This is a genomic window from Candidatus Aminicenantes bacterium (assembly GCA_026393795.1).
In the GTDB taxonomy this organism is placed as follows: Bacteria; Acidobacteriota; Aminicenantia; order UBA2199; family UBA2199; genus UBA2199.
Genome location: JAPKZL010000075.1, coordinates 1 through 14,270 on the forward strand (window position 1 = coordinate 1; position 14,270 = coordinate 14,270).

14 protein-coding genes are annotated in these 14,270 nt (G+C 58.3%); 5 read left to right on the forward strand and 9 right to left on the reverse strand.

The annotated features are described in order from the left end of the window. Positions 1-378 precede the first annotated feature (378 nt). Complete coding sequence (locus NTW95_03635; GenBank protein MCX6556514.1) at positions 379-1,857, forward strand: S41 family peptidase; 1,479 nt, start codon at positions 379-381, stop codon at positions 1,855-1,857. Between the two features lie 15 nt (positions 1,858-1,872). Continuing rightward, entirely contained in the window at positions 1,873-2,493 is a 621-nt protein-coding gene (locus NTW95_03640; GenBank protein MCX6556515.1) for a carboxy terminal-processing peptidase, read from the forward strand. Here the strand turns inward: NTW95_03640 and NTW95_03645 are convergent. The 6 genes from NTW95_03645 to meaB all read right to left on the reverse strand — a co-directional run bounded on the left by NTW95_03645 (position 2,471) and on the right by meaB (position 8,930). Further along, on the reverse strand, positions 2,471-4,807 hold the full coding sequence (locus NTW95_03645) for a fused MFS/spermidine synthase (protein ID MCX6556516.1): 2,337 nt from the start codon (positions 4,805-4,807) through the stop codon (positions 2,471-2,473). The genes NTW95_03640 and NTW95_03645 overlap by 23 nt on opposite strands. A 79-nt stretch (positions 4,808-4,886) precedes the next feature. Further along, on the reverse strand, positions 4,887-5,159 hold the full coding sequence (locus tag NTW95_03650; protein MCX6556517.1) for a type II toxin-antitoxin system RelE/ParE family toxin: 273 nt from the start codon (positions 5,157-5,159) through the stop codon (positions 4,887-4,889). Continuing rightward, the gene (locus tag NTW95_03655) at positions 5,156-5,383 is read right to left on the reverse strand and encodes a CopG family transcriptional regulator (GenBank protein ID MCX6556518.1); all 228 of its coding nucleotides are present in this window, start codon (positions 5,381-5,383) and stop codon (positions 5,156-5,158) included. The genes NTW95_03650 and NTW95_03655 overlap by 4 nt, the downstream gene beginning before the upstream one ends. Positions 5,384-5,457: 74 nt before the next feature. Then, positions 5,458-7,611, reverse strand: a complete 2,154-nt coding sequence (locus NTW95_03660) for a hypothetical protein (protein MCX6556519.1) — start codon at positions 7,609-7,611, stop codon at positions 5,458-5,460. Continuing rightward, entirely contained in the window at positions 7,601-8,011 is a 411-nt protein-coding gene (mce, locus tag NTW95_03665; protein ID MCX6556520.1) for a methylmalonyl-CoA epimerase, read from the reverse strand. Before mce ends, NTW95_03660 begins: the two co-directional genes overlap by 11 nt. Next, positions 7,995-8,930 (reverse strand): methylmalonyl Co-A mutase-associated GTPase MeaB, encoded by a 936-nt coding sequence (meaB, locus tag NTW95_03670; GenBank protein MCX6556521.1) that lies wholly within the window; start codon positions 8,928-8,930, stop codon positions 7,995-7,997. The genes mce and meaB overlap by 17 nt, the downstream gene beginning before the upstream one ends. A gap of 162 nt (positions 8,931-9,092) precedes the next feature. On the opposite strand from meaB, the gene NTW95_03675 reads away from it, so the two are divergent. The 3 genes from NTW95_03675 to trxA all read left to right on the forward strand — a co-directional run bounded on the left by NTW95_03675 (position 9,093) and on the right by trxA (position 11,142). Beyond that, positions 9,093-9,539 carry an Hsp20/alpha crystallin family protein gene (locus tag NTW95_03675; GenBank protein MCX6556522.1) on the forward strand — a complete coding sequence of 149 codons (447 nt, stop codon included), beginning with the start codon at positions 9,093-9,095 and terminating at the stop codon, positions 9,537-9,539. A 108-nt stretch (positions 9,540-9,647) separates the two neighbouring features. Beyond that, a complete protein-coding gene (gene ispG, locus NTW95_03680) occupies positions 9,648-10,709 on the forward strand; it encodes a flavodoxin-dependent (E)-4-hydroxy-3-methylbut-2-enyl-diphosphate synthase (protein ID MCX6556523.1) in 1,062 nt (353 codons plus the stop codon). Further along, positions 10,702-11,142: a thioredoxin gene (gene trxA / locus NTW95_03685; protein ID MCX6556524.1), complete on the forward strand. Its 441-nt coding sequence runs from the start codon at positions 10,702-10,704 to the stop codon at positions 11,140-11,142. Before ispG ends, trxA begins: the two co-directional genes overlap by 8 nt. 47 nt (positions 11,143-11,189) lie before the next feature. Here trxA and NTW95_03690 read toward each other — a convergent pair whose 3' ends face one another. The 3 genes from NTW95_03690 to NTW95_03700 all read right to left on the reverse strand — a co-directional run. Next, on the reverse strand, positions 11,190-11,630 hold the full coding sequence (locus NTW95_03690; protein MCX6556525.1) for a hypothetical protein: 441 nt from the start codon (positions 11,628-11,630) through the stop codon (positions 11,190-11,192). 81 nt (positions 11,631-11,711) lie between these two features. Then, on the reverse strand, positions 11,712-12,788 hold the full coding sequence (locus NTW95_03695; protein ID MCX6556526.1) for a deoxyguanosinetriphosphate triphosphohydrolase: 1,077 nt from the start codon (positions 12,786-12,788) through the stop codon (positions 11,712-11,714). After that, positions 12,785-14,270: radical SAM protein (locus NTW95_03700; protein MCX6556527.1), on the reverse strand; the 1,486-nt coding region annotated here is incomplete at its 5' end. The genes NTW95_03700 and NTW95_03695, both read right to left, overlap by 4 nt.

Genomic DNA, 14,270 nt, shown 5'->3' on the forward strand with positions numbered 1-14,270 from the left:
GGTCCACAACTAAAACAAGGACGGTATCCGCGCCTACCAGGCGGTCCCCGGCACGGTCGCCGTTGTGCTGGAGCAGTTTGCCGCCGGACGGCTCGATGAGATCACCGTAAACAACGCCTGTTCCCATCATCAGGGCTGCCACTGAGTAAAACGTTCAGTTAAACTTTGGCTTCCTTCTCCCTTCCCAATAAAATGGATGGCAGCTGACTGCGTATGGGTGACTCAGGCGCTTGGCAATATAGGTGAGTCCTCCGATGACGCAAATGCGGTTAAATCTGATTTTTAATTTCAATAAAAAAGTCTAGGCGAATTATATCGGCATATTGCCAAGAGACAAGAATCGAGGTACAATCAAAAATCGTCACGCAAGGAAGAAACATGAAAAACAGATTCCTCTTGTTCGTCGTATTGGCCGCGTTCTTAGCAACAGCCGCCGGCGCTGCGGCAGCACAAACCCGGGAAAAGGTGCTCAGCCAGATGATCGGCAACGGCCTGGCCAATTGGCACTACAGCGGCAAAAAAATAGATGACGAATTTTCCTTGAAGAGTTTTGCCCAGTATACCAAATTTCTCGATTACGGGAAAAGTTTTCTGATCCAAGCCGACTTGAACGCCCTCAGGGTTTTCGACCGCAAAATCGATGATGAGATACTTGAAGGCGATTTTTCCCTGCCGCAGCTGGGCAAGCAGCTGCTGCGCCAGCGGGTGCTGCAGGTCCGGGGTTTTTGCCAGGACATATTGAAAAAGCCTTTTGATTTTTCTCTCGACGAGCAGATCGAACTGGACGCCGAAAAAAGGGCCTATGCCAGCACGCTCGATGAGCTGAAGGGCTGGTGGTTCCTGCGCCTGAAATACCTGACCCTGACCCAGTATCTCAACCTGCTCAAGACGGACGGTGAAAACAAGAGCGCCGATAAAAAAAGAAGCGACAATTTTTCCCCGGAGCTGGAAGCCCGGGCCCGGAAGGCAGTGGACAAGAGCGTGCAGCGCCTGTTCGACCGTCTGCTCCAGGATCGATCCGAAGATATGCAGTCCCTTTACTTCAACGCCCTGCTGTCGGTGTTCGACCCGCACAGCTTATATTACCCGCCGCGGGCCAAGGAGGACTTCGACATCGACATGTCGGGAACCCTGGAAGGCATCGGCGCCCTGCTTGGGGAAGCCGATGGCTACATCAAGGTCTTCGATATCATTCCCGGCAGCCCGGCCTGGATCCAGGGCCTGCTCAAGGTCGAGGACATCATTCTCAAAGTTGGCCAGGGCGATGACGAGCCCGTGGACATCGTCGGCATGAACGTTTCCGACGCCGCCCGGTTGGTGCGCGGCAAGAAGGGCAGCCTGGTGCGCCTGACGGTCAAAAAAACGGACGGCCGGATCATGCAGATCGCCCTGATCCGCAACGTGGTCGAAATCCAGGAAACTTATGCCCGCTCGGCGGTCCTTTTCAACGAGAAGCTGAAAAAGTCATTCGGCTACATCTATCTGCCCAAGTTCTATCACGATTTCAACCGCGCCAACGGCCGCCAGTCGAGCGAGGACGTGAAAAACGAGTTGACGAAACTTGTGGCCCAGAAAGTGGACGGCGTCATCCTCGACCTGCGCGGCAACGGCGGCGGGGCCCTGGACGACGCCGAGAAGATGTCGGGGCTTTTCATCGAAAAGGGCCCCCTGGTGCAGCTGAAGGACAGGAGCTCGCCGCCGCAAGTGCATGAGGACACCGACACCCGCGTCAGCTATGAGGGTCCGCTGGTCGTACTGGTCAACGCGCTCAGCGCCTCCGCTTCGGAAATCGTGGCCGCCGCTCTGCAGGACTACCGCCGGGCGATCATCGTCGGCGGCGAGCATACGTTCGGCTAGGGGACGGTGCAGGTCATGCTCGACCTCGACCGCTACCTGCCGCCCGAGATGGCCCGCTACCGCCCATTGGGAGCCATCACTCTGACCGTGCAAAAGTATTACCGGATCACCGGGGCTTCCACCCAGTACCAGGGGGTGGTGCCGGACATCGTCCTGCCCGACTCCTATTCCACGCTGGAGGTCGGCGAAAAAAGTCAGCCGTATTCGCTGCCCTGGGATACGATCGCCCCGGTCGCCTATACGCCATGGAAAAATTCGTTCCGCGACCTGGCGGAAATAAGGGCCAGGAGCCGGCAAAGGTTGAACACCAGCGTCCGTTTCGGGCAGATCGCCGCCAACATCAGCCGCTTGAAGAAGCAGCGCGAAAAAACAACGGTCACGCTGAACTTGAAGCGCTTCCAGAGCGAACAGGACATCCTCTTTCAGGAAGCTGAAAAGTTCAACCGCGAACAGGTGGAATTTCCCTATATCCAGGCGCGTTCCCTCGACACCCCCTCCGGCGAAGGCCCGGCAACGGCCAAAGCGGATCAGGACGCGAAACGCAAGGAATGGATCGACAATCTGCGCAGCGACCCAATCGTGGAAGAGTCAATCCAGGTTCTCAACGATTGGCTCACGCTGGCCCAGGATCATTGAGCCTGGACTCCGCCAGCAGGAGCATGGCGGCGGCCAGGGCGGGAACGGCGACGAGCAAAAGCCCGTTGGCGCTGCCGTAGATGGGCAGGAAAATGGCCGCCATGGCCATGGCGCCGAAGCATCCCCCCAGGTAATCGGCCGCATTCAGCTGGCCGGCCTTTTTCGCCGCCGATTCGTCGCCCAGGCAGCGCAACCCCAGGGGCAAGATGGACCCGGCCAGAAAGCCGATGCCGCCCAGCCAGGCGAAGAGGGGAATCTGCCCTGAGGAACCGGGCATTTTCGCTGCAAAACCCAGCAGTGGCAGGAAGGCCAAGCAGGCCGCAGCGATGAGCAATTGGCTGCCGGCCAGCAGCCTCCTGGTCGTTTTCGCGGGCGGCTGTTTCCGTTCGAGGGTGTGGTCGGTGAGAGCGGCGCCAACGCCCATGCCCAGCATGAACGCGGCGATCAGCAGGCCGATCGTCCGGTAGACGTAGCCCCAGATGTTCTGGAAGGCGAATACGGTCATGATTTCGAAGGAAAGGCCGGCGAATCCGCCGCTGGCTGCGGCCAGCAGCAGGGAGAGCTTGCCCCGGCCGCGGGCCCGCTGCCCGCGCCACACCACCCAACTTACAGCCAGGACGAGGAGCACGATGAGAAAGATGAGCAATCTGGCAAACGGCAACTTTTCAAAAAAATCGAAAAAACCAGAAAGCGGGCTGCCGCTGGTCCAGCCCAGCAAACGGCCGCAAAGAAAATAGGCGATGGGACGAAGGTCGCGGTTCTGGAAGCGGACCGGATAGCGTTCGAGGGCGTCGAGGATGAAAGCGGTTTTTTCTTTTGGGTACAGAGAGGAAAAAATAGCCCCCAGTCGGGCCGGGGGCGCGGCCAGGCGGTCGTAGCGCGCCGCCAGGACGCGCGGATCAGTGCTGACGCTCGCGGGCGCTGCCGAGGCCGAAAAGAAATTCGTCGCCCCGGGTGCGACGGCTATTTCCGGAAAGACGCTTTTCAGGGTTCGGTAGACGGTGGCCGTATAGGGGTTGGAGATCTCCGAGGCGTAGTTTTCGGCCGAGCTCAGGCTCATGGCCATCACTCCGCCTTCGGCCAGTATCGCTTTCAGATCCAGGAAAAACTCGCGGGTGTAATAGCGGTTCAACTGGGCGGTCCAGGCATCGGGCTGGTGCAGGTAGACCAGGTCGTAGCGGTTTTCCGGGCTGTCGGCCGCCCTGGCCGCCTCTTTGACGAAGCGGCGGCCGTCCAATACCGGCATGCGCAGGCGCGGATCGTCCAGGCTCCTGCGGCTCTCAGCCGGCAAATGCCTGACGATCATATCCAGCAGTTCGCCGTCCATCTCCACCGCGGCGAGACTGTCTATCCGGAAATCGAGAAGGTGCTTGGCCAGACCACTGGCTCCCTCGCCGATGATCAAAACGCGGCGCGGGTGCGGGTGCTGGGTGATGATCTGGGCGGCCTGGATTTCCTGCGGGTCGTCGTCCGGGAACGCCGCCGTCAGCTGGCCGTTGCCAAACAGGCTGTATTGGCCGTGGGCCAGGCCCAGCTGCAGGTTCTGGTATTTTGAATCCCGGCTTTCCACCCAGGTTGTGCCCGACAATCCGAGCCACCTCTGGTGCACCAGCCAGGAGTCGAGCCTGCCGGCCCAGCCGGCCAGGATGGCGTACAGGTTGAGGGCCAGGAGCAGAAAAAGGGCGGTCCGGGTTTTTTTCATTTTCCTTGCCCCGAAGAAAATCAGGGAAACCAGGAGAAGTGGCAGGGTGAACAGAAAGATGATCAGCGTCGGATTGAATTTTTCCAGCAGCCAGAATGTGTAGAGCACGCCTCCGGACATCGCACCGAAGCTCTCCCAGGCATAGGCGCGGACCAGCTTTCGCGAGCCGGTCGCGGCTGACGCGGGCTCAAGCGTCGCGGCCAGGGGGAATATGAAACCGCTGCAGAAGCTGAACGGAACCGTCAGCAGCGGAATGAGCCAGAAGGTCGTGCCCAGGGGGATCACCATCCCCCGGGGAGCGGCGCCTAGTGATTGCAGGCAGCGGGCGGCGACCAGCAGCAGCGGGGCGACCAGGCACTGGAGCATGATCGCCCAGGGCAAGGCATTGGCGCCCGGCCGGATTCTGGTGCTTGCCCAACCGGCGGCGAACGATCCGCCGCAAACGCCGAGCAGCCAGCTGCCCAGGGCGATCCCGAAAGAGATTTCGTTCCCGGCCGCCACGGTGAAGAACTCGCGCAGCAGGATGGTCTGAAAGACAAGGCTGAACGCGCCAAGGAAAAAATAAAGCGGCGCGATTCCACCAGCGCCTCGGCGCGATTCCCGGTTGGCCATGCGGCGATTATAGTATAAACCGTTTTTGCAAACAAACGATTAACGGCGGGGATAAAGAAAAGCAAATTTTGGATCACGATCAGTCGAAATCTTTATAAATGCTTTTTCTGTGGCCGATGCGGACGATGGAGATAATGATCTTTCTGGAGTCCTTGTGAAATATGACGCGGTAACTGCCCACGCGCAGGCGGTAATAATCGTATTTTCCCTTCAAAGGCTTCAGGTTGTTGACCATGGAATCGAAATTTTCGGTCAGCTGTTCGATTTTCTTTTTAATAAGAAGCTGGTAGGGTTTATCTATCCTGGCAAGTTCTTTGGCGGCACGTTCTTCGAAAAAAACAGCGTAGATCACAGGCCGAGCTTTTTGTAAACGTCCTTGGCGGGGATTAGTTTGGATTTTCCATCCTTGACGTCTCTCATCCGTTTGTCGGCCATCCTTATATCCAGAAGGTCGAAATAAAAGGTCAGGGCTTTTTCCACGATATGGCTCTTCTTTTCCATCAGTTCGCCGGAGACGGCATTGAGTTCGTCAATAATATCCTGGTCAAGGGTAAAAATGACTTTCGGGCGGCTCATCGTTCACCTCATATGTATAAATATATATCCGATTGTATAGGTTGTCAAGATAATTTTAATTTTGGTTATTCGGTTCAGACTTGCCAGTTGGCCGCGTAGGCCCTGTCGTCGGGGACGGTGATGGTTATCGGCTCGCCCGCTGGGATGGTCTGGAAGGGCTGGCCATTGAACGACCATTCGAGCTTCAACTGCAGAACGCCGTTCGGGCCGGTTTTCAGGGCGGCGAACGGGACCTTGAGTTCGATGATCCTGGCTACAGCGCCCTGAGCCCCGGCTGAAAAGTTTTCCAGGTTCAAGGCCTGATCTTTTGTCGAAATCCCCCCCTGCCAAAGGTCCTTCTCGCTCCGCAGCAAGATGTTCAAGGAGAAGCCGTTTTCAAAATAAGCCAGCGCGTCCTTTTTGGTGTCAATGCGCAAAAAGACATGGCCGTCATCAAAACCGAAATAAAGGGTTTTCACGATCGGGTTGGCGATGTTCATGGCCCCGCCGTAGGAATGGATGTCGATGCGCCCGGCATCCTGCCATTCGAAGAAATCGCTGAGCTTGCCGTCGATGACGGCTTCCAGGTAGTCCCGGGGCGGAACGAGGTGCAGGCGCTCCTTGTGCACGGCGGCGGCGATGGGCCGGGTCAGCGCCTCGGGGACTGGCAGTCCCAGCACCTGGTAAATCCTGGTCAGGTTCTGCCGGAACAGGTTGTCGAAGACGGCGATATCGGGGGTGTAGTTTTCCTTGCCGTACCACCAGAACCAGTCGCTGCCCTGGGCGATATGAAGCAGTTCCCTGCAGTCCGTTGCCTGCTTGGGCTTGAGCCGGTTTTGGGCCGCGGCGAAAGCATCCCTGGCACCCTTGAGGAGTTCCCAGGCACGCTGGTCTTCCCGGTCGCCGATCCAAATATCGAAATTGCCGTTGATCCACGAGCCGGCCTTCAATTTCGCCAGTTCCAGGCTGGGCGCGGCCAAGGCCTGGGAAAAGGTGACGGTCTCGATCTCCTCGTCCCGGCTGAGCAAGCCGTAAAACGCGCGCAGGAAGTCGCGGCCGCTGCGCGGATAAAATTCCCAGGCGTTCTCGCCGTCGAGGATGATGGAAATGGTCGGGGTTTCGGCGCTGCCGGGGCGGGCGATCTCCTTGATGCGCCGGTGAAGGTCGGCGGCGGCATCAACGGCGGAAAACTTCTGGTAGTAGAATCCGATGAGATCGGAGAGGATGTGGTCGCGGAAAAAAATGATCGGCAACGACCCGGCCAGCCGGTAGGGGGTGTAGAGGGTTTCCGGGGCCGTGATCTCGAAGCGGGGGTTGCGCTCCAGTTCCCGCGGCAGCGAACGGCTCAACACCTGCTCGTCCGAGGCCGTCCAGGCGATCCCGGTTTGGGCCAGGATGGAAACGGTTCTCTCGGACAATCCGCCTTCCGACGGCCAGATGCCGGCCGGCCGGCGGCCGAAGGTTCGTTCCATCAGTGCCAAGGCATCGTCAAGCTGGGCGCGCAAGTCCTCTTCCCAGTCGAACTCCAGGTCGTACGCCGGCAGCCCCGGGTTGGCCCGCCTGCCTTCCTGGGGATCGAGCAGCAGCGGCATGATCGGATGGTAAAAGGGGCTGGTGGATATCTCGATCTGGCCGCTGTCCTGGAATTTTTTGTATTCGGGAACGATGCGGCGCAGGATCTCCTCCTCCACCTGGCGCACCGTTTCCTTGTCTTTTTCCGAGAATGTCTGCCCCTTGGCGATCAGGGCGGCAACGCGCGTGTCGCCGCTCTTGTAGGATTCGTCAAAATAAGTCAGCTGGAACCAGACCTGCAGGTCGCGAAGCTCGGCTGCGCTGAAAATCTTCTGCCAATCGGGGTCCTCTGCCTCGGCCAGGCGGGACATTTTTTTCTGGTACAGGGCGTCGAAACGGCGGAAAGGCTTGATATGGTTTTCATAGTGGATGGAGAAAAAATGCTGCACCAGGAACTCGCACTCCTCGCGGGTCAATGCGCTGGCGGGTTTGCGGAAGATCTCCTGGAAAGAGTCGGTCACGCCGGCGTTGTACAATTCAAGGCCGGCCAGCAGCGATGGTACCAGGTTGAAGGTCAGGCGCAGGCCGGGGAATTCGCCGAGGATGCTGACCATGCCGAGGTAATCCTTGAGGGCGTGCAGGCGCAGCCAGGGGAGGTCGAAATTCTGGCTATGGGGATTCCGGTAGAACGGCTGGTGCATGTGCCATAGGATGGCCAGCCTGGTTTTACGACTCATCCCCTTGCTGCTTCAGTTCGAACAGCACCCCGGAAAAGCTTTTCGGATGCGCGAAGGCGATTTGCGCATGATGGGCGCCGCTCCTGGGTTCCTTGTCAAGCATCTGTACGTTTTTTTCCTGCAAATGCGTGATCGCGGCTCGGATGTCGTCCACCTGCAGGGCCAGGTGATGCAGCCCGCCGCCTTTTTTTTCGATGAACGAGCTGATGGGCGAATCGGGGCCGGTCGGTTCAAGCAGTTCGATGAAAACATCGTTGATCTTGAAAAAAGCGACGTTAACTTTCTGTGAGGGGACGATCTCGCTGCCCAGGTATTCCAGGCCGAGCACGTCGCGGTAGCGGGCGATCTCTTCGGCCAGGTTTCTGACCGCGATGGCGATGTGGTCAATTTTTTTTATCATGGCTGCCTCCTGTTTGGATGATGCGATAGATCGCTTCGGCGAGTTCGAATGGGTTGGCGTCGGCGCTGGCGCGCCAGAGGGCGACGATGGCCGGGTTTTGCTCGATTTCCGCTCGCAGCCTGTCGGCAACTATCTTTTCGATATAGTTTTTCTTGACGGCCGCACTTTTTTCCTCGATCCTGCCCCTTTCTTCTTCGCGGAATTTGAACAGTGCCGCCAGCAATTCGGCGATCCCCTGGTCTTCCTTGGCCGAGGTGGCGAAGATCGGGGGATTTTTTGTTGCCAGGGCGAAATAGTTCTTGATTTCGCTGATCTTGAGCTCGCTGCCTCCCAAATCGGCCTTGTTGACGACGAAAACGTCGGCGATTTCGATGATGCCGGCCTTGAAAATTTGGATTTCATCGCCGCTGCCGGGATTGAGCACGTAGAGAACCACATCGGCGACATTGACGATGTCCACTTCCGATTGGCCGACGCCGACCGTTTCGATGATGATGATCTCCTTGCCCGCGGCCTGGAGCAGATCGATGATTTCATGGGTCGAAAGGCTGAGGCCGCCCAGGTGGCCGCGGTTGGCGATGCTGCGAATGAAGACATTGGCGTCGTTGCTGTGCTGGATCATGCGCAGCCGGTCGCCCAGGAGGGCGCCGCCCGAGATGGGAGAAGAAGGATCGACGGCCAGCACGGCGATGTTCAGTCCCCTGGTTTTCAGACCGCTGATCATCCGGTCGATCAGCGAGCTTTTGCCGCTGCCCGGTGAGCCGGTGATGCCGATCTTGAAAGCGCGTCCCGGGAGGGGATATATCCCCCGGAGCAGCTTGGCATAGTCTTTTTTTCTATTTTCCACCATGGAGATGGCCTTGGCCAAAGCCACCGGGTCATTTTGACGGATGCGCAGTAACATATCGCTGATTTTCATCGATTTAATAATAACTTAATGATCTGGGAAATGCAATAGGGGATAAAAGTATATAGTTGATAGAATGATACTAAAATAAAATTAATACAAGAATAGTAAGATTTGTTGACAAGATCGAAAATTTGTACTATATTTTATGCAGAAAAAATAAAGGAGGCTAAAATGAGGATAACCAAATGGCAACCCTATGCGGATCTGGCGACCATGTACGATCGCTGGAACAGGTTTTTTGGCGAGGATTTGCTGGATGAATCTCCCAAGAACGGCCTGACCCCGAGCGCTTGGCGCCCGATGACCGATATCCACGAGACCAAGGATGCCTACGTTTTCAAGAGCGAGCTCCCGGGTTTCAAAAAGGAAGATATCAAGGTGGAGTTCTCGGGGGACACCCTCAGCATCCGTGGAGAGAGAAAAAAGGAAGAGGAGACCAAGGATGAAAGCTGCCACCGCCTGGAGCGGAGTTACGGGGTTTTCGAGCGCTCCTTCACCATCCCCAAGAACGTCGATGCCAAAAAGATCGATGCCGCGCTCAAGGACGGGGTCCTGATGCTCTCCATTCCCAAGGTCGAGGAAGCCAAGACCAAAGCCATTCCCATCCAGGTCAATTAACCAGATCCCTAAAAAAGGGCGGCTCTCTCAAGCCGCCCTTTTTTTATACAAGCAGTTTTTCGTTCCCCGTCACTTGTTACTCGCGACCGATTTTAATATAATTTACTTATGAAGCGTGAGATATTTGTCGGCAACGTCGGCGTCGGCGGCACGCACCCCGTTTCGGTCCAGTCGATGACCAACACCGCGGCCGCGGACGTCAAGGGGACTTTGGCCCAGATCCGCGGCTTGCGCCGGGCCGGTTGCGACATCGTGCGCCTGGCCGTTCCGGACAGGGCCGCCCTGGCGCCGCTGCGGCAAATCATTGCCGCTTCCCCGCTGCCGGTCATCGCCGACATCCACTTCGATGCCGCGCTGGCCCTGGGGGCCATGGAAGCCGGAGCCCACGGCATCCGCATCAATCCCGGCAACATCGGCGGCAACGAGAAATTGAAGGCGATCATCCGCCTGGCCGGCGAAAAAAAAATTCCCATTCGCATCGGCGTCAACAGCGGCTCGCTGGAAAAAAAATACAGCAAAACCGGGATGTCGACGGCCCAGGCCATGGTCAGCTCGGTCCTCGACAAGATCAAATTTTTCGAAGACCAGCATTTTTTCGCCATCAAAATCTCCCTGAAGTCCTCCGACGTGCGTACGACCGTGACCGCCTACCGGCTGATCGACCGGGAATGCCCGTACCCGCTTCATCTGGGCATCACCGAGGCCGGAACTTTCTTTTCCGGGAGCATCCGTTCGGCGGTGGGTATCGGCAGCCTGCTGCTGGACGGCATCGGCAACACCATCCGCGTCTCGCTGACGGCTTCGCCGCTGCGCGAGATCAGGGTGGCCAGGCAGATCCTGCGCACGCTCGGCCTCCTGAAGCGCGGGATTGAACTGGTCTCCTGCCCGACTTGCGCCAGGACCCAAGTCGACCTGATCGGCCTATGCGGCCGTTTTGAAAAGAGAGTCGCCAGGTTCGATTTCCCGGGCCTTCTGAAGGTGGCGATCATGGGTTGCGAGGTCAACGGCCCGGGCGAAGCCGGCGATGCCGACATCGGCCTGGCATTTTCACGCGACCGGGCTTTTTTGTTTAAAAAGGGCAGGGTGGTGGCCCGCATGAAACCGGAGCTGGCTTTGGACAGGCTCTACGAACTGGTTCGCGAAGCGGCCGGGGAGAAAAAACATGGCTGACATCGTTGTTTGTCCGGCGTGCGGGGCAAAAAACCGTATCCGGTCCGGCATGCGCGGAGTGCCCTTGTGCGGCAAATGCAAAACTCCGTTACCGCTTCCTGAAAAATCCCAGCTGCGGATCCTGACAACGGATAATTTTGAATCCTCGATCCGTCTCAATCCCCAGCCGATGCTGGTCGATTTCTGGGCCAAATGGTGCATGCCCTGTAGGATGCTGGCCCCAGTACTGGAGAAATTCGCCGTCGCTCACGGCGAGATCTCCGTCGCCAAGGTCGATACCGACGCCGAACCCGGCCTTGCTTCCCAGTTCCAGATTTTCGGCGTCCCTACCTTGATATTGTTCGAAAAAGGACGTGAGGTGCACCGCGTCAGCGGCGCAATGAACGAAAAAGAGTTGGAAACCGCTTTCGCTCCCTGGTTGAAGAAAAAATGATCTTTTAACTTTGGATGCAGCCCTTGGCCCGAGTCCCCGGCTTTTCTCTATCGTGGATTCATCTGCAGGTTGTAGGGAGCTCCGGTGACATGGTAGCCGCTGATCGTGTGCGAGTCGGTGTATCCCCCGGCGAATTGGGCTTGATAGGTGAACGTGGTTGACGCGGAAACCTCCACCGGCACCGTGGACTGGAAGGTGTATTTGGTTCCGGCGGTCACGGTGAATTGCTGGGTGGCGGAGCCGCTGCTGGTGCCGATGGTCATGCTGATGGTGCCGTCTCCGCCATCGTTTTTCACATAGCTGAAAAAGCGGATCGCGGTGACGCCGATATACTCTTCCGCCGGGCAACCGCCGCACGAATCGGCGACGAAATTGGGCGGATTCGTTCCATCCCCATCGCCGTCATCACCGCCGGAGGTCGCGCAGGATATGGCGATCAGACCTGCCATGAGCAGTACCGACGCCCAAAAAAGATGCTTCAATTTCATTTGCCCCTCCTTCGTCCTTCGGGTCATTGTGCCGAAACCCGTTTTCTCAATGAAAAATTCTAATGAATCGGTTTTAAAATGTCAATCGTGGCCGGAAAATTTTTTACGCGGATTGAACGTGATCACATTTTTTTGCAACGGATACTCGGGCAGGGTGATTTCCCTGAACAGGTCAAGGGCATAATTGTCGGTCATGCCGGCAATGAAGTCGATGATCCGCAGCGCCAGCGGATCTTCCTCGGGGAAAGGGTTGATGTAGGCTTGCGGATCGCGGCCGACATGGGCATGGATGGCCAGAAGGATCTCGCGGATCTTTTTTTTCTCGACCAAACGCTCTTCGCGCGAGTACACGTTCTTGAAGAGGAAGGCGCGCAAGCAGAGCAGTTCGGCGAAGACCGGCGGGGAAGAGACGATGATCTCCAGTTCGTTTTTAAGGGATTCCTCGATGACGTCGATGACGATCGTATCGATGCGCTTGGCGTACTTCGTGCCCAGGAGCCTGCGGCTGGATTCGGGGATGTCGTTGTCGGAGATGATGCCGGCGCGCTTGGCGTCGTCGATGTCATGGTTGACGTAGGTGATCATGTCCGACAGGCGCACGATCTGCCCCTCGAGGGTGGACGGGAGCTGCCCGCGGTCTCTGGGGATGACATCGCCCTGGCCCTTGGAGTGCTTGACGATGCCGTCGCGGACTTCGGCGGTCAGGTTCAGCCCGGCGCCGTTCTCTTCCAGCTTGTCGACCACGCGCAGGCTTTGTTCGTAATGGCGGAAACCGCCGGGGCTCAATTTGTCCAGGACCGCCTCGCCGATATGGCCGAAGGGGGTATGGCCCAGATCGTGGCCCAGGGCGATGGCCTCGGTCAGGTCCTCGTTGAGGTTCAGGGCCCGGGCGATGGTCCGGGCGATCTGGCTCAGCTCCAGCGTGTGGGTCAGCCGGGTGCGGAAATGATCGCCCTCGGGGGCGATGAACACCTGGGTCTTGTGCTTCAAGCGGCGAAAGGCCTTGGAATGGAGGATGCGGTCGCGGTCGCGCTGGAATTCGGTGCGCACCGGCGACGGCTTCTCCGGCCGCTGGCGTGAACTGCGGCTGCTGCGCGCCGCCCGCTCGTTCAGGATGGCGTTTTCCCTGGATTCGAGCTCCAGGCGGATGTTTCTCATGGGTTGCTCAGGAGGTCGGGGCAGCAGAACGAATCCTCGCTGATCTGCAGCGGGCAGCCGCAGCCGCAGGTGGCCAGCCATTCGCAATCCCGGCACTTATCCATCGCCCAGTCGCGCCGGCGCAGTGAGATCAGGAAATCGTGGTTGTATATTTGCTTGAACGGGACCTGAAGGATGTTTCCCAGCGGGCGGAAAAAACTCTGGCAGGGGATGACCGTGCCGTCGGGCTCGATGGCCAGGTTGTACTTGCCGGCCGTGCACTGCTTGACGCCGAGGTCGGATTCCACCGGGTTCAGGCGGCAGTACTGGGTGGGGGTGTACCAGGTGAATTTCATCCCTTCGCGCTCGGCTTGCCGGCGCAGACGGTTGAGCATGGGCAGCAGCTCTGCTTCGGAAAGACCGTTGTCCTGGTGGCGGGACTTCCCGGCCTTGATGATGGAATTGACGGCGAAAGAGCCCACGCCCAGCTTTTTCAAAAAGGGGACCAATCCCTCCAGATGGTCGCGGTTGGCCGCGGTGATGGTGCTGTTGGTAATGACATGGATGGAATGGGCGACGGCATTTTTTATCCCCTGCACGGTTTTAGCGAAAGCCTCGCTATCGACCATGCGGTTGTGGATTTCCTCGATCTGGGATTCCAAGGTGACTTGCACGTAGTCCAGCCCAGCCGTCTTGAGGCCGGCGACGAAAGAGTCGTCGGCCAGGCGCACGCCGTTGGTCAGGAGGCCGGTGATCAGGCCCAGGTCCTCGGCGTAAACGACCAGATCGAGCAGGTCCTCGCGCAAAGTGGGTTCGCCGCCGGTGAAATCGACGTGGGGTATGCCGTTGTCCCAGAGGATTTTCAGGATTTTTTTCCAGTCGCCCGTGCCCAATTCGGCCGATTCGCGGCGCTGGTTGTAGCAATGCGAACAGTTGACATTGCAGTGGTAGGTTAGGGCCAGGTCCATGCGGTAGGGGGCCGAAACCGGCGTCTGGAAAGCCTCGATTTTGTCGATGCCGAAATAGCTTACCGGACAGAAATCGCCGTGGTTGACGAGCAGGTCGATTTTTTCCAGCGTTTGCCTGTAGTCGCGCTTGACCTTGGCCTGACTGATGTGAAAGGCGGCGGCCAGCCGGCGCAGGCTCTCCGCTTGCGGAAAATCGTCGAGGAAATACTTGACCATGGCCGTGGCGGTGGAGTTGAGGTGGACGACCCGGTAGGCGTCGATCATCAGGATGGCCGAGCGGTCCGCTTCCACCCGCAGGTGGATGCGCCTGGCGCCGAATTTTTTGGCGTCGTAGTAATGGGTGTGGCCTGGAGCCAACAGTTCGGCGTGGCTCTTGCGCGCCATGGCGCGCCACAGCAGCGGCGTCAGCACCGACAGCATGGCCAGAAATACGAGCAGCGCCGGCAGTCCGCCGTTGCCGCGTCCGTAGCGGCCGAGGCCCAGGTCCAGGGCCAGGAAGCGGCCGCGGCTGAATAGCTGGGCCGCGGCGGCGGCG

Coding starts and splice junctions, on each gene's coding strand:
- trxA (MCX6556524.1), top strand. CDS start 10,702: ATGGCTGACATCGTTGTTTGTCCGGCGTGCGGGGCAAAAAACCGTATC.
- NTW95_03690 (MCX6556525.1), bottom strand. CDS start 11,630: ATGAAATTGAAGCATCTTTTTTGGGCGTCGGTACTGCTCATGGCAGGT.
- ispG (MCX6556523.1), top strand. CDS start 9,648: ATGAAGCGTGAGATATTTGTCGGCAACGTCGGCGTCGGCGGCACGCAC.
- NTW95_03675 (MCX6556522.1), top strand. CDS start 9,093: ATGAGGATAACCAAATGGCAACCCTATGCGGATCTGGCGACCATGTAC.
- NTW95_03645 (MCX6556516.1), bottom strand. CDS start 4,807: ATGGCCAACCGGGAATCGCGCCGAGGCGCTGGTGGAATCGCGCCGCTT.
- NTW95_03660 (MCX6556519.1), bottom strand. CDS start 7,611: ATGAGTCGTAAAACCAGGCTGGCCATCCTATGGCACATGCACCAGCCG.
- NTW95_03655 (MCX6556518.1), bottom strand. CDS start 5,383: ATGAGCCGCCCGAAAGTCATTTTTACCCTTGACCAGGATATTATTGAC.
- NTW95_03695 (MCX6556526.1), bottom strand. CDS start 12,788: ATGAGAAACATCCGCCTGGAGCTCGAATCCAGGGAAAACGCCATCCTG.
- NTW95_03635 (MCX6556514.1), top strand. CDS start 379: ATGAAAAACAGATTCCTCTTGTTCGTCGTATTGGCCGCGTTCTTAGCA.
- NTW95_03640 (MCX6556515.1), top strand. CDS start 1,873: ATGCTCGACCTCGACCGCTACCTGCCGCCCGAGATGGCCCGCTACCGC.
- meaB (MCX6556521.1), bottom strand. CDS start 8,930: ATGAAAATCAGCGATATGTTACTGCGCATCCGTCAAAATGACCCGGTG.
- mce (MCX6556520.1), bottom strand. CDS start 8,011: ATGATAAAAAAAATTGACCACATCGCCATCGCGGTCAGAAACCTGGCC.